A 14470-nucleotide genomic window follows, 5' to 3' on the forward strand; every position below is an offset into this window, starting at 1 on the left:
GGTCGGTCAGCCCTGCGGTTGCGCGGCGGGGGCGGCGTTGTCGGCCGCCTGCTTGGCCGGCGTCCACGGCACGGCCTTCGCGGGCGCGCCGGGCTGCACGCGTTGCAGGCCCGAAACGATCACCTGGTCCCCCGGCGCAACGCCGGAACCGACGACCCAGTCCGCGCCTTCCTGGCGTTGCGTCGCGACATTCTTGCGCGCGACGTTGCCGTCCTTGCCCACCACCATCACGTAAGAGCCCTGCACATCGCGCTGCACGGCGATCGCGGGCACGCGATAGGCGTTGTTCTGCATGCCGAGCGTGGCGCGCACGGTGACGAAGGTGCCCGGCAACAAGAGGTGTTCCGGATTCGGCACGCGCGCACGCAGCGCGACCGCGCCGGTCGAGGGATCGACCGTATCGGCGCTGAAATCCAGCGCGCCGTCGTGCTTGTACGGCGAACCGTCGGGCAACAGCACCTGCACCTTGCGCGTGCCGGTCGTGTTGGCCTGGCGCACCTGCGTGAGTTCATCCACGCTCATCGAGAAGTCGACGTACATCTGGTCGATCTGGTCGACGGTGGTCAGCAACGTCGCATCGGCCTGGCCGACGAGCGCGCCTTCGGTCACCTGCTGCTTGCCGGCGCGGCCGTTGATCGGCGAACGCACGGAGGCATAGCCCAGGTTGATGCGCGCGGCGGCGACGGACGCCTTCGACGACTGCAACGCGGCGGAGGCCGAGCGTTCGGCCGCGAGCGCATTGTCGAGATCGGATTGCGAAATGAATTTCTGCGGCGCGAGATTGCGCGCGCGCGTGGCGGCGGCGCGTGCATTGGCGTAGTTGGCTTCGGCGGAGGCCTGCGATGCGACGGCCTGGCCGAGCGCGGCCTGCAGGGGCGCCGGATCGATGACGAACAGCAGCTGGCCTTCCTTCACGTCGCTGCCTTCTTCGTACACGCGACGCTGCAGCACGCCGGGCACGCGCGCGCGCACGTCGGCGCTGCGATACGCGGCCAGGCGACCGACGAGATCCTTCACCAGCGGCACGGAGGCCGGACGCACGGTGACCACGCCGACTTCCGGCGGAGGCATGTTGCCGCCCGCTGCATTCGCGTCGTCCTTGCCGCACGCGGCGACCAGGATCGTGAGTGCGAGCACGCCCGCGATGCGAGCGTTCGTGGCGTTGCTTCCAAGCTTGCGGGCCATGCGCGGTGCCTCTTCTTCCGTTTTCTGTACGCGAGAGTTTACCTTGCGCGCCGGGGCGCGGAACCCCTGTCGTTCGTCACCCGTCCGCGCGGAACAATCGAAATTGGTTGCGGATGCAACCGCGTGGCGGCCTTCAACGCGCGATCGGCGGCCACTGCAGGTGCCGCGACATGCGGGCGGGCACGGGCACCGTCACATGCGGCAGCACGCCCCAGCACGGCGCGGGCAGGCGCGCGGCGAGCAGCGCGAGATTGTCCTGCGCGCGTGCCATGTCGGGGTCGATCGCGGTCCCGATCCATCCCGCGAGGCGGCCGCCATCGGCGACGATGGCACGCGCGGTGAGGTAGGCATGGTTCAGGCAACCCAGCCGCAGTCCGACGACGAGTACGACGGGAACATCGAGCGCGCGCACGAGATCGGCCTGCATCAGGTCGGTGGCGAGCGGCGCCATCCAACCGCCGACGCCTTCGACGACGACGCAGTCGGCTTGCGCGCGCAAACGTTCGTGCGCATCGAGGATCGGTTGCAGCGTGACGGTGATGCCCGCATCGCGCGCGGCGAGTTCGGGCGCGAGCGGATGTTCGAGCGCGAAGGGATTGATGTCTTCGTAAGGCACCGCGAACGCGCTCGCGTGTTGCAACGCCAGTGCGTCTTCGTTGCGCCATGCACCGTCGATGCGTTCGCAGCCGCTCGCCAGCGGCTTCATTCCGACCGCGCGCACGCCCGCATCGCGCATCGCGTGCAGCAATGCGGTGCTGGCGAGCGTTTTGCCAACGCCGGTATCGGTGCCGGTGACGAATACGCCGTTCACATGCGGGCCCCTTCGTCGCGACGCAGCGTCGCGGCCACGGCGCCATGGTAACGCCGTCGCGCTGGTAGACTCCGGGGATGTTCACTGCCTCCACGCTGTCCGGCAGCAAGCCGGAGCAATACGCCCAGCTCGCCGAACAGGCGCGCGCCCTGCTCCACGGCGAGCCCGACCGCATCGCGAATGCGGCCAATCTCTCGGCGCTGGTCTACCACGCGCTGCCGCAGCTGAACTGGGCCGGTTTCTATTTCTTCGACGGCACCGAACTGGTCGTCGGCCCCTTCCAGGGCCTGCCCGCGTGCGTGCGCATCCCGCTCGACAAGGGCGTGTGCGGCGCGGCGGCGAGCACGCGCACGACCCAACTCGTCGAAGACGTGCATGCATTCCCCGGCCACATCGCCTGCGATGCGGCCTCGCGTTCGGAACTGGTGGTGCCGCTGGTCCGCAACGGTACGCTCGTCGGCGTTTTGGACCTCGATAGTCCGGTTCCCGCGCGCTTCGACGTTGAAGATCAACAGGGGATCGAAGCGATTGCCCGCCTGTTCGAGGAATCTTTGGCTTGAGCACCGCCAAGCTGCGCAACATCGGTCCGAAATCCGCTGCCTGGCTGCGCCAGGTGGGCCTGCGCTCGCGCGAGGATCTTGAAGCGGTGGGCGCGGTCGATGCGTTCATGCGCGTCAAGCGCGCCGGCTTCCGGCCGAGCCTCAACCTGCTCTACGCACTGGAAGGCGCGTTGCTCGATTGCCACTGGCAGGAAGTGCCTGAAGCGCGTCGCAGCGAACTGGTGAATGCCGCCGAGGCCGCCACGGCCCTGCTTCCGCCGCCGCGCAACCGCCCGGCCGCATCGCCCGTCACCACCACGCAGATGGCCGATACCGAAGACGCCGCGCCGGCCTTCAATCTGTTCGACGAGCCCGCCGGGCACGAAGCGGACTGACGCGCGGTCCTTCCGCGCCCGAAGCACCACGGTTACACTCCCCGCCGCTTGAGGTGACCCGCGGACGCATCGTCCAAGGGTTGAAACGGGAAGCCGGTGCCCGATCGCATTGCGCGATCGCATTCCGGCGCTGCCCCCGCAACGGTAAGCACGCAAGGCCAACGCATCCGCCACTGTGCACGCGCACGGGAAGGCGCCGCGGCCCGGATCGCCTTCTCACGAGACGACCAGCGCGCAAGCCCGGAGACCGGCCTTAATGCAGACCTGGTTGCGATGCGGAGGGCATCGCGGCGGCAGCGCCGTCGCACGCGCCTCCGCTGTGTTTCCCCCCGCCATGACGCGACTCCTTGTGAACCCAAGGCGCGCGGGCGTGCGCGCCGGAGACTCCAATCCATGTCACGCAACACCCTCGCCGCCGCCGTCGCGGTGGCTCTGCTGTCCCTGCCTGCCTTCGCGCTTGCGCAATCGCAGGAGGCCGAACAACTCGACACGGTGCTCGTCACCGGCACGCGCACCGCGGTGACCGTCGATGATTCGCTGTCCGCCGTCGAAGTCATCGATCGGGCCGAAATCGAACGCACGCAGGCGCAATCCGTGCAGGACCTGCTGCGCGGCCGCGCGGGCATCAACCTCGTCAACCAGGGCGGCGCGGGCAAACTCACGACGCTGTTCCTGCGCGGCACCGAATCGGACCAGACGCTGTTCCTGATCGACGGCGTGCGCGTGGGCTCCTCCACCTCGGGCCTCACCGCGTTGCAGGACCTGCCGGTCGAACTGATCGAGCGCATCGAAATCGTGCGCGGCCCGCGTTCGAGCCTGTATGGCTCCGACGCGATCGGCGGCGTCATCCAGATCTTCACGCGTCAACCGAAGAACGGCGGCGTGCGTCCGCGCTTCAAGCTCGGCGCCGGCAGCAACGATCTGCGCGAATTGAGCGCGGGCCTCGACATCGGATTCGACCGCGCGTGGTTCGGTGCGGACTACAGCCACCAGTCGACGGAAGGCCACAACTCCTGCACCGGTGCGACGACGCCGGAGTTCGCCGGGTGCTTCATGGATACGCCCGATCCGGACGACGACGGTTACGAAAGCAACGCGGTGTCGGTGCGCGCGGGCGTACGGCCCGTCGATGGCCTGACCATCGACATGCATGCCCTGCGCAACGAAGGCCGCAACGAAATCGACGCCGACCCGATGTTCGGGTTGGGCGATGTGTCGAACACCACGCAGCAGGTGGTCGGCGGCAAGGCGCGTTGGGAAGTCGGCCCCGCGACGCTCACGCTGACCGGCGGCAGCAACCTGGATCGTTCGCTGCAGACACGCGACGACGCGTTCACCGATTTCTTCGAAAGCCGTCGCGACAGCGCGTCGTTCCAGGCGGACTTCAAGGTGGCCGACAAGCAGTTGGCGACGGTCGGTTACGACTGGCAGCGCGACAAGGCCTTCGCGAACGATCTGTTCGGCACGCTGGTGTCGTCGCAGGACGGCGCGCTGCGCCAGAACCGCGCGGTGTTCGCGCAATACCAGGGCGCCTTCGGTGCGCACGACGTGCAGGCAAGCGTGCGTCGCGACGACAACGAACAATTCGGCGGCCACACGACGGGCAGCCTAGCGTGGGGCATGGACCTCGGTGCGGGCTTCCGCCTCACCGCCAATGCGGGCAGCGCATTCAAGGCGCCGACGTTCAACGAACTGTATTTCCCGTTCTACGGCAATCCGGATTTGTTGCCGGAGACCTCCGACACGTTCGAGATCGGCGTCGGCCAGCGCCGCGCGACCTGGCATTGGGACGTGCACGCGTACCAGACGCGCGTCGACGACCTGATCGTCTACGACTCCAGCATCTTCGTCGCGAACAACCTGGAACAGGCCCGCATCCGCGGCGGCGAGTTGACCGGCGGATTCTCGCTCGATGCCTGGAACTTCAGCGGCGCGGCGAGCTACGTCGATCCGCGCAACCGCAGCAACGGCGACAACTTCGACAAGGTGTTGCCGCGTCGCGCGCGTTCGAGCGGGCGCGTGGATGTCGATCGCGCGTTCGGCGATTTCTCGGTGGGCGCCACGTGGATGGCCGAGGGGCGCCGCTTCGAGAACGTCGCCAATTCGCTGGAGCTTGGCGGGTATTCGACCTTCGACCTGCGCGCGCAGTGGGCGCTTTCGGATACGTGGACGTTGCAGGCGCGCGCCAGCAACGTGTTCGACCACGACTACGAGACGGCGGCGTATTACCCGCAGGCCGGGCGCGAGTTCGGGCTGACCGTGCGGTATTCGGCGAAGTAAGCGGTTCGTCGGGAGTACCCGGAAAACCAGGGCGCGTCGACCTCCGATCGACGCGCCCTTTTCATTTACTCCAGCGTTGCACGCAACTGCAGGGCGCTGAATGCCTTCGCGGCATGCACGGCGACGTAGTAATCACCCGGCGCCGGTGCATCGAGGATGACGATGCCGTTGTTGCCCGGGCGCACGGAACTCGCGTCGTGCGCGGCGGGCGTCGCATGGCTGCCGTTGCGCACGTACAGGTCCGCATCGCCCGTGCCGCCGTAGCTGCGCAGGGTCAGGTGCGTCTTGCCCTGGGGCACGTTGACGACGTAGTGCCGCGATTGCGCCTGGTTCGCGTAGATGTGCATCGCCGGCGCGGACAGGCTCAGCGCGATCGGCGTCGGAAACGGCACCTCGCCCAGGATCGCCGCCTGGACAGCCATACCCGCATCGACGATGCCGCGGCCGATCGGCCTGTCGACGGGCGCGGGGAACATGCGCGTCGAATCGGCGAGCAGGCTTGCGATCTTCGCCGGCGAATGCGGCGACGGTGCCACGGACTGCATCATCGCGACGATCGCGGCGACGTGCGGAGCGGCCATCGACGTACCTGCGTTGGCCGCGATCGCCGGCGCTTCCGGACCTTCCATGCCGAAGTTGAACGTGGACCAGATGAACCCACCCGGCACCCACTGCTGGCCGCTCGCGTTGTCCTTGGTGTAGACGCCGCCGCCGGGCGCGGCCACGCTCACGCCGCTTCCGAAATTGGAATAGTAGGCGCGCTTGCCGGTGAGCCCGTTCGCGCCCACGACGATCACGTTCCTGCAGCTTGCAGGCGTGAAGTTCGCAACGTCCATGGTGTTGTTGCCCGCGGCCACGACCACCGTCGTCCCGCGCGCGACCGCGCCGTCGATCGCGTCCTGCATGAACGCCTCGCACTGCGCGTGCCCGCCGAGGCTGAGGTTGATCACTTCCGCCGGCGTCGCGTTGTCCGGCACGCCTGCGACACTGCCGCCCGACGCCCAGGTGATCGCATCGGCGATGTCGGACGAATATCCGCCGCAATGGCCGAGGACGCGCATCGGCAACAGCTTCGCGCGATGCGCCACGCCGGCGACACCGTCGGCGTTGTTCGCGACCGCTGCGACCGTCCCCGCCACGTGCGTGCCGTGCCAGCTGCTGGGACTGGGCGGGCATTGGCCCGCGTACGGCGGTGTGTGCGTCCAGTCGCCGGGGTCCCAACCGCCGGGCGTGCGCGTACTGTCCGGGCGGCCTGAAACGAACGTGTCCGTGATGAAGTCGTAGCCTGCGCCTGGGACGATGTTCGCATCCAGATCCGGATGCGCGGTGATGCCCGTATCGAGTACGGCGACGACAACACCCTCGCCCGTTGCGCCGAGTGCCCATGCGGCGGGGGCAGCGATGCCGCCGATCGCGTTGTACAGATTCGCCTGGAAGTGCGTGTAGGTAATGCCGTTGAGTTCGATGGGGCCTTCGTACCAGGGATCGTCGACGACGGCGGTGTGTTGCAACAACCGATCGTGAACGGCGTATTGCACGGCGGGATTCGCGGACAGGCGCGCGATCAGCGCGTCGGCGCCGCCGGATTCCGTACGCAGCACATGCGCGCCGTTGGCGAGGCGAAGGACGGGTTGTGCGTCGGGTGCGAGCGTGCGCAGTGCGACTGCGGCCTGCGCCTGCGTCTGGGCTTGGTCATGGAGTTTCACGACGACGCGACCCGCGGGATCGAAGGCGAACGCAGCGTCTGTCGCGAACAGGCAGGAGAGCGCGAGCGCGAAACGCAATTGGATCTGCATGTGTTGTCTCCTCAAAGGTCGATGCCGAAACCGACGCCCGCCGATTGGTCGTCGCTGCTGAAGGCCCCGCCGAGGCTGAAGGACACGCGATCGGAAATGTTCCGCGCATAGCCGACGGACAGGGCGCTCTCCCCGTTCTGCCAACCCGCGGCCGCGGCGAGCCGGCCGCGATCGCTCCGGCCCTGCGCTGCGTTGATGGCCATGCTCGACATCGCGGCGGACATCGCGCCGATGCGGTCGATGCGGTCGTCCTGCCGGTCGACGCGCTCGCTGAGGTCGACGAATTGATCGGACAAGACCTGCATGCGCTGGTCGGTGTACGCGCGTGCTTCGTTGAGCGTAGCCGCCTGCGCGGATTGCATCTGCCGCATGTTCACCGCATCGGTATCGGCGACCGCATCGGCGACGTGCACGACGCGACGTTCCGACCCACCCGAACCGACGGAGACGGTGCCGGCTTCGTGCGCGATCGATCCCTGCCCCAATGCCGCGGAATTATCGACCGCACTGCTGCCCGTGCCCACGGCCGTGCCCGCGCCCGTTCCCGCGCCGGGCACCGACGGCGGCGCCTTCGGCAATTCGCCGAAGGCCGCTTCCAACGCGTCGAGGCGCGATTGCACGCCGCCGAGCCCGGAACCGAGCGAGCCATCCAGCCCCGCGATCGCTTCGTCGAGCTGCGCCTTGATCACGACATCGTTGGCCTGCGTGCCTGCGGCCACGTTGACGATCTGCCGGAAGATCGGCGCGTGCTCATCGCCATTTTCGTCCCACCACCGCACCGACGCGCCCACGGATATGGTGTTCTCACGCAAGGACTGCGACCCATGGCCGATCGCGACGCTGCCGTCCGCGCGTGCATCGGAGAACGCGCCCAGTGCCGTGCTGCGCGCGTTGATCGCGCGCGAATACGCGCCGAACGCCGACGACTCGACTTCCCAACCCAGCGCATGACTGCCGAAGGCCGATGCACGATCGGCGATCGACCAGGCTTCCGCGCCGACGGTCGTTGCCTGGAAGGCCGCGCGTGCGTTGGCGCCGATCGCGATCGCCGCGATGTCCGCGACGCTGCGGATCCCGAGTGCGACCGCAAGATCGCCGGCACGCGCGTAGGTGCCGAGCGCGGTGCCGTCGAACTTCGCGTAGGTGGCGTAACCGACCGCCGTCGTGTTGAACCCGTCCGCGAGGGCACCCGCGCCGATGGCCGTCGCGCCGCCGCCGGTGCCCTTGCTCAGGGTTCCGATCGACGTGACGTACATGCCCTCGGCCACGGTGTCCGTGCCGATGGCGATGCTCGCGAAGCCGAGGTTGTTCGCGGCACGGCCGATGGAAATGCTGAAGGGCTCCAGCGCGTACGCCCTGTGGCCGATCGCGACACCCGCTTCGCCGAGCGCCTGCGCCTGGTAACCCAACGCAACCGCGGCGTTGCCTGCAGCGACGCTGCTCTGCCCGAAGGCCATCGCATACAGGCCGAGCGCGGCGCTGTCGGTGCCGAAGGCGAGCGCGCCTTCGACGTCCGCCATGGCGTTGTAACCGAGCGCGATGCTTCCCATCCCGCCCGCGCGGCTCCATTCGCCGATGGCGATGCCGTGGTCGCCGGAGGCTTCGCTGTCGTCGCCGATCTCGATCGCACCCGCGCCGGGCGTGGCCGATTGCACGACGACCTCATGTGCATCGACCTCATGCGCGTCGACGTCATGCGCAACGGCGTCTTCAACCTCGACCGGCGTGGTCGCGCCCGCGGTTCCCGCCCACAACAGCGCGCACAACGCGCCGATCCATACGGCCCACTTCGCTTGCATGGCAGCCCCTTCCACGGCGCCGGATGCCGACGATCGGCATCACGAACGACGCACGCTCTGGACCATGCTGGGCGCAATACGCCGCGCGGCGTAAGCAGCGCGGAGCGCGATTTGCGTGGGGAATTTGCCTTCGAACGACGCGACGCCGCAGACGCGGCGCGCGCGATTATTCGACGGTGACCGACTTCGCCAGATTGCGCGGCTTGTCGACGTCCGTGCCGCGTGCGAGCGCTGCGTGGTAGGCCAGCAACTGCACGGGGATGGCATGCACGATCGGCGACAACACGCCGACATGGCGCGGCGTGCGGATGACGTGCACGGCTTCGGACTCGCCGAACTGGCTGTCGGCGTCGGCGAAGACGAACATCTCGCCGCCGCGCGCGCGCACTTCCTGGATGTTCGACTTCACCTTCTCCAGCAGGCTGTCGTTCGGCGCGATCACCACCACTGGCATCGCGCTGTCGACCAGCGCGAGCGGGCCGTGCTTGAGTTCGCCCGCCGGGTAGGCCTCGGCGTGGATGTACGAGATTTCCTTGAGCTTGAGCGCGCCTTCGAGCGCGATCGGGTAGTGCATGCCGCGCCCCAGGAACAACGCGTGCTGCTTGCCGGCGAACTTCTCCGCCCACGCCACGATCTGCGGCTCCAGGTTCAGCGCGTGCTGCACGCTGCCGGGCAACTGGCGCAGGGCATCCAGGTGCGACTGCTCGCGTTCGGCGTCGAGCTTGCCGCGCAACTTGGCGAGCGTGCAGGTCAGCGTGAACAGGGCGACGAGTTGCGTGGTGAACGCCTTCGTCGAGGCCACGCCGATTTCCGCGCCGGCGCGCGTGTAGTAAACCAGCTTGCTGGCGCGCGGGATCGCGCTTTCGGGCACGTTGCAGATCGACAGCGTGCGTTCGTGGCCGAGGTTCTTGGCGTATTTGAGCGCTTCCATCGTGTCGAGCGTTTCGCCCGACTGGGAGATGGTGACGACCAGTTGCTTCGGATTGGCGACCACTTCGCGATAGCGATATTCGCTGGCGATGTCGACAGCGCACGGGATGCCGACGATCGATTCGATCCAGTAACGCGCGACCAGGCCGGCGTAATAGCTGGTGCCGCACGCGAGGATCTGCACGGCCTCGATGTCGCGCATGACATCTTCGGCCTGCGCGCCGAACAGGGACGCGGAGAAGCCGTTGTTGTCGATCACCGCTTCAATGGTGTCGGCCACCGCACGCGGCTGCTCGTGGATTTCCTTCTGCATGAAGTGGCGATACGGGCCGAGCTCCAGCGAAGCGAGCGACACGTCGGAAACATGCACGTCGCGCTCGATCGGCGCACCGGTGGCGTCGAAGACCTTCACGCTTTCGCGCGTGAGCTCGGCGGTGTCGCCTTCTTCCAGGAAGATCACGCGGCGCGTGGAGGAGACGATCGCCGAGACGTCGGAGGCCACGAAGTTCTCGCCTTCGCCCAGGCCCACCAGCAGCGGGCAGCCCATGCGCGCGGCGACCATGATGTCGGGATCGCGCTTGTCGATCACGGCGATCGCGTAGGCGCCATGCAGTTCCTTCACCGCCTTCTGCAGCGCGTGCAGCAGCGATTCGCCCTGCGCGCGGTAGTGATGGACCAGGTGCGCGATGACTTCGGTGTCGGTCTGCGATTCGAACTGGTAACCGAGCTTGCGCAGGCGTTCGCGCTGCTGCTCGTGGTTCTCGATGATGCCGTTGTGCACCAGCGCCAGTTCGCCGTGGCTCACGTGCGGATGCGCGTTGCCTTCGGTGACGCCGCCGTGCGTGGCCCAGCGCGTGTGGCCGATGCCCAGGCGCGAGGAGAAATGTTCGGCCTGCGCGGCCGCTTCCATCTCCGACACGCGCCCGGTGCGGCGCACGCGGCGCACGTCGCCGGCTTTCGCGTCGACCACCGCGATGCCCGCCGAGTCGTAACCGCGATATTCCAGCCGCTTGAGGCCTTCGATGAGGACCGGAACCACATCGCGATCCGCGATCGCGCCGACGATGCCGCACATAGAGGTGTTCGACTCCTGCAGAAGGTCCACAGTCTAGTGGACGCGTGAAGATGTGGCCCGAACGCTGCCGCAACGGATGAGCTGCGGACACTGTCCGCCGGACGGTGTCGTGTCCGCGTGGACACCCGGACAGTGGGGACCGAATCCATTCAAATCAATGGCTTGGCGTTGGCATGTTTCGTGCGACTAAGCACGCAGTCACCTTGCGAGCCCTCCCGCCACCATGGCCATCCGCGATACCTCCGGACAGGATCGTCCGCTCTCCCCTCCCCCCGCCCACGTCGCCGCCGGCGGTTCATCGTCGCGCCGCCTGCCGAAGATCAAGCGGTCCTGGCTGATCGCCGGTGGCGCGGGTCTGAGCTTGTTGCTGCTTGCCGGTTGGGTGGCTTCGGGATGGAGCGCGGGCAATCGTTCGGTCGACGCTTCGCGCGTTCGCATCGCGCAAGTCACGCGCGGCGACCTGGTGCGCGACATCTCGGCCGACGGCCGCGTCATCGCCGCCAACAGCCCGGTGCTCTATGCGATCGCCGGCGGCACGGTCACGCTCAAGGTCGTCGCCGGCGACCAGGTGAAGAAGGGCCAGGCGCTCGCCGAAATCGACAGCCCCGAATTGCGCAGCAAGCTCGCGCAGGAAGAAGCCACCCTCGCCAGCCTGGAAGCCGAAGCCGGCCGCGCCGCGCTCGATGCGCAACTCTCGCGTGCCAACGCGCGCAAGGCGCTCGACGAAGCACAAATCGTGCGCCAGGCCGCGGTGCGCGACCTGGAGCGTTACCAGCGCGCATTCGAAGGCGGCGCCGTCGCGCAGGTCGACGTTGCGAAGGCGCAGGACACGCTGAAGAGCGCCGACATCGGCCTGTCGCACGCCAAGGGCGACGTGGGCCTGTCGGGCAAGGGCGCCACGCTCGACACGCAGAACAAGCGCTTGCTCGCCGATCGCCAGCGCGCGGTCGTCGTGGAAATGCAGCGCCAGGTCGCCGCGCTCACGCTGCGCGCGCCCTTCGATGGCCAGGTCGGCCAGGTGCAGGTGGCGCAGCGCGCGAACGTCGCGCAGAACGCGCCGGTGCTGAGCGTGGTGGACCTCACCGAATTCGAAGTCGAGATCCGCATCCCCGAAAGCTTCGCGCGCGACCTGGGCATCGGCATGCCGGCGGAAATCCGCAGCTCGGGCGGCGCGCCGTTCGATGCGCACGTCGCCGCGGTCTCGCCCGAAGTCGTGAATGGCGAAGTCACCAGCCGCCTGCGCTTCTCCGGCAAGCAACCCCCGGGCCTGCGCCAGAACCAGCGCCTGTCCGCGCGCATCGTGATGGACACGCGCAAGAACGTGCTGCAAGTCGAACGCGGCCCGTTCGTCGACGAAGGCGGCGGCAACAGTGCGTGGGTGATGGACGGCGACACCGCCGTCAAGAAGCCCGTGCGCCTGGGCGCCAGCAGCATCAGCGCGGTGGAAATCATCGACGGCGTCAAGGAAGGCGACCGCATCGTGGTCTCCGGCGCCGACCAGTTCGGCGACGGCGAACGCATCGCCGTCAACTGATTCGCACACCACACGCAACCCTTTTACCTCTCCAAGCATCCACGCACGAACCCAGAGAAGGAACACCCTCATGCTCGACATGCGCCAGGTCACCAAGGTCTACCGCACCGAACTCGTCGAAACCCACGCGCTGCGTTCGCTGGACCTGCACGTGCGCGAGGGCGAATTCGTCGCCGTCACGGGCCCGTCGGGCTCGGGCAAGACGACCTTCCTCAACATCGCGGGCCTGCTGGAAACCTTCACCGGTGGCGAGTACCACCTGGACGGCCACGACGTGCGCGGCATGTCGGACGACCAGCGCAGCAAGCTGCGCAACCAGAAGATCGGCTTCATCTTCCAGTCGTTCAACCTGATCCCCGACCTCAACCTGTTCGACAACGTCGACGTGCCGCTGCGCTATCGCGGCATGACCGCCGCCGACCGCAAGGCGCGCATCGAAGATGCCCTCTCGCGCGTGGGCCTGGGCTCGCGCATGAAGCATTACCCGGCCGAACTCTCGGGCGGCCAGCAGCAGCGTGCCGCCATCGCGCGCGCGCTCGCCGGTTCGCCGCGCCTGCTGCTCGCCGACGAACCGACCGGCAACCTCGACTCGCAGATGGCGCGTGGCGTGCTGGAACTTCTCGAGGAAATCAACGCGGCCGGCACGACCATCGTGATGGTGACGCACGACCCCGAACTGGCCGCGCGCGCGCAGCGCAACGTGCACATCGTCGACGGCATGGCGACGGACCTGTCCGTCGAACCGAGCCTGACCCGCGTCGCCGCCGCCTCGCTCGCCGAAACGCCGTAAGAGGGCCGCAACCATGTTCGCCTATTACTTCGACCTCGCATTGCGCAGTTTCCGGCGCAATCGCGTGCTGACCGCACTGATGGTGCTGGCGATCGCGCTGGGCATCGGCGCGAGCATGACCACGCTCACCGTCTTCCACGTGCTCTCCGGCGATCCGATCCCGCAAAAGAGCGCGATGCTCTTCACCCCGCAGCTCGATCCGCAGAGCATGGACGGTTACACGCCGGGCGAAGAGCCCGACGACCAGCTCACGCGTTACGACGCCGAACAACTCCTGCGCGAAGCCAAGGGCGATCGCCAGACGCTGATGACCGGCGGCGGCGTGGCCGTGCAGCCGGACAAGCAGGGCCTGGCGCCGTTCGGCCTGGACGCGCGTTACGTTTCGGCGGATTTCTTCCCGATGTTCGAGCCGACCTTCATCGCCGGCAACGGCTGGAGCAAGGCGCAGGACGACGGGCATGACCGCGTCACGGTGATCACGCGCAAGCTCGCCGAAAAGCTCTACGGCAACGTGCAGGCGGTCGGCAAGACGCTGCGCATGGACGGCAACGATTTCCGCGTCGTCGGCGTGATGGAAGACTATCGCCCGAAGCCGAAGTTCTACGACCTCAACTCCGATCGCTACGGCGAAGCCGAACAGATCTACCTGCCTTTCTCCACCTCGCGCGACCTGAAGATGGGCCGCAACGGATCGATGAACTGCTGGGACGACCACAAGGACGGCGCCGACGATCCGGAAGGCGAAACCGGCGTCAACTCGCCGTGCACCTGGATGCAGTACTGGGTGCAGCTCGACACGCCGGAAAAGGCGGAAGCCTACAAGCGCTATCTCACCAACTATTCCGACCAGCAGCATGCGGCGGGCCGTTTCCAGCGTCCGACCAACGTTCGCCTGCGCAGCGTCATGGAGTGGCTGGACTATCGCAAGGTCGTTCCGAGCGACGTGCGCCTGCAGGTGTGGCTGGCCTTCGGCTTCCTCGCCGTGTGCCTGCTCAACACCGTCGGCTTGCTGCTCGCCAAGTTCCTGCGTCGTTCCAGCGAAATCGGCGTGCGTCGCGCGCTCGGTGCCTCGCGCCGCGCGATCTTCGCGCAGTGCCTGGTCGAAGCGGGCACGGTCGGCCTCGCCGGCGGCGTGCTCGGCCTGGGTCTTGCGATGCTCGGCCTGTGGGCCGTGCGCCAGCAGCCGGTCGGCTACGCGGATCTCGCGCACCTGGATCCGACGATGTTTCTCGTGACGTTCGCGCTCGCCATCCTCGCCAGCGTGCTCGCAGGGCTCGTGCCCGCGTGGCATGCGTGCCAGGTGACGCCCGCCGTCCAACTCAAGTCGCAGTGAGGG

General features: G+C 67.8%; 11 protein-coding genes and 1 riboswitch. Of the genes, 6 read left to right on the forward strand and 5 right to left on the reverse strand.

Going from position 1 to position 14470, the window contains the following annotated elements; genetic code table 11:
- Positions 1-6: 6 nt before the first annotated feature.
- Positions 7-1185, reverse strand: coding sequence for an efflux RND transporter periplasmic adaptor subunit (locus AC1DOM_RS09745; RefSeq protein ID WP_498962686.1), 1179 nt, complete (start codon positions 1183-1185; stop codon positions 7-9).
- A gap of 133 nt (positions 1186-1318) precedes the next feature.
- Complete coding sequence (gene bioD / locus AC1DOM_RS09750) at positions 1319-1996, reverse strand: dethiobiotin synthase (RefSeq protein ID WP_498962688.1); 678 nt, start codon at positions 1994-1996, stop codon at positions 1319-1321.
- Positions 1997-2073: 77 nt separating this feature from the next.
- Here bioD and AC1DOM_RS09755 point away from each other — a divergent pair, with 77 nt between their 5' ends.
- The 3 genes from AC1DOM_RS09755 (at position 2074) to btuB (ending at position 5210) form a co-directional block, all read left to right on the forward strand.
- Positions 2074-2556, forward strand: a complete 483-nt coding sequence (locus tag AC1DOM_RS09755; protein ID WP_498962690.1) for a GAF domain-containing protein — start codon at positions 2074-2076, stop codon at positions 2554-2556.
- Positions 2553-2930, forward strand: coding sequence for a TfoX/Sxy family protein (locus AC1DOM_RS09760; protein ID WP_498962692.1), 378 nt, complete (start codon positions 2553-2555; stop codon positions 2928-2930). Before AC1DOM_RS09755 ends, AC1DOM_RS09760 begins: the two co-directional genes overlap by 4 nt.
- Before the next feature lie 34 nt (positions 2931-2964).
- A riboswitch (cobalamin riboswitch) is annotated at positions 2965-3200 on the forward strand.
- Positions 3201-3323: 123 nt separating this feature from the next.
- Positions 3324-5210 carry a TonB-dependent vitamin B12 receptor gene (gene btuB / locus AC1DOM_RS09765; RefSeq protein WP_498962694.1) on the forward strand — a complete coding sequence of 629 codons (1887 nt, stop codon included), beginning with the start codon at positions 3324-3326 and terminating at the stop codon, positions 5208-5210.
- A 65-nt stretch (positions 5211-5275) separates the two neighbouring features.
- On the opposite strand, the gene AC1DOM_RS09770 is transcribed toward btuB, so the two are convergent.
- The 3 genes from AC1DOM_RS09770 to glmS form a co-directional block, all read right to left on the reverse strand.
- Positions 5276-7006, reverse strand: coding sequence for a S8 family peptidase (locus tag AC1DOM_RS09770; RefSeq protein ID WP_498962696.1), 1731 nt, complete (start codon positions 7004-7006; stop codon positions 5276-5278).
- 11 nt (positions 7007-7017) lie between these two features.
- The gene (locus AC1DOM_RS09775) at positions 7018-8805 is read right to left on the reverse strand and encodes a YadA-like family protein (RefSeq protein WP_498962698.1); all 1788 of its coding nucleotides are present in this window, start codon (positions 8803-8805) and stop codon (positions 7018-7020) included.
- Positions 8806-8971: 166 nt separating this feature from the next.
- Positions 8972-10810: a glutamine--fructose-6-phosphate transaminase (isomerizing) gene (gene glmS / locus AC1DOM_RS09780; protein WP_498962700.1), complete on the reverse strand. Its 1839-nt coding sequence runs from the start codon at positions 10808-10810 to the stop codon at positions 8972-8974.
- Between the two features lie 223 nt (positions 10811-11033).
- Between glmS and AC1DOM_RS09785 the strand changes: the two genes are divergently transcribed.
- The 3 genes from AC1DOM_RS09785 to AC1DOM_RS09795 all read left to right on the forward strand — a co-directional run bounded on the left by AC1DOM_RS09785 (position 11034) and on the right by AC1DOM_RS09795 (position 14467).
- Entirely contained in the window at positions 11034-12344 is a 1311-nt protein-coding gene (locus AC1DOM_RS09785) for an efflux RND transporter periplasmic adaptor subunit (protein ID WP_498962702.1), read from the forward strand.
- Between the two features lie 70 nt (positions 12345-12414).
- Positions 12415-13134, forward strand: coding sequence for an ABC transporter ATP-binding protein (locus tag AC1DOM_RS09790; protein WP_498962704.1), 720 nt, complete (start codon positions 12415-12417; stop codon positions 13132-13134).
- Positions 13135-13147: 13 nt separating this feature from the next.
- A complete protein-coding gene (locus tag AC1DOM_RS09795; RefSeq protein ID WP_498962706.1) occupies positions 13148-14467 on the forward strand; it encodes an ABC transporter permease in 1320 nt (439 codons plus the stop codon).
- Positions 14468-14470 lie beyond the last annotated feature (3 nt).

The organism is Lysobacter sp. P5_B12 (assembly GCF_056400425.1).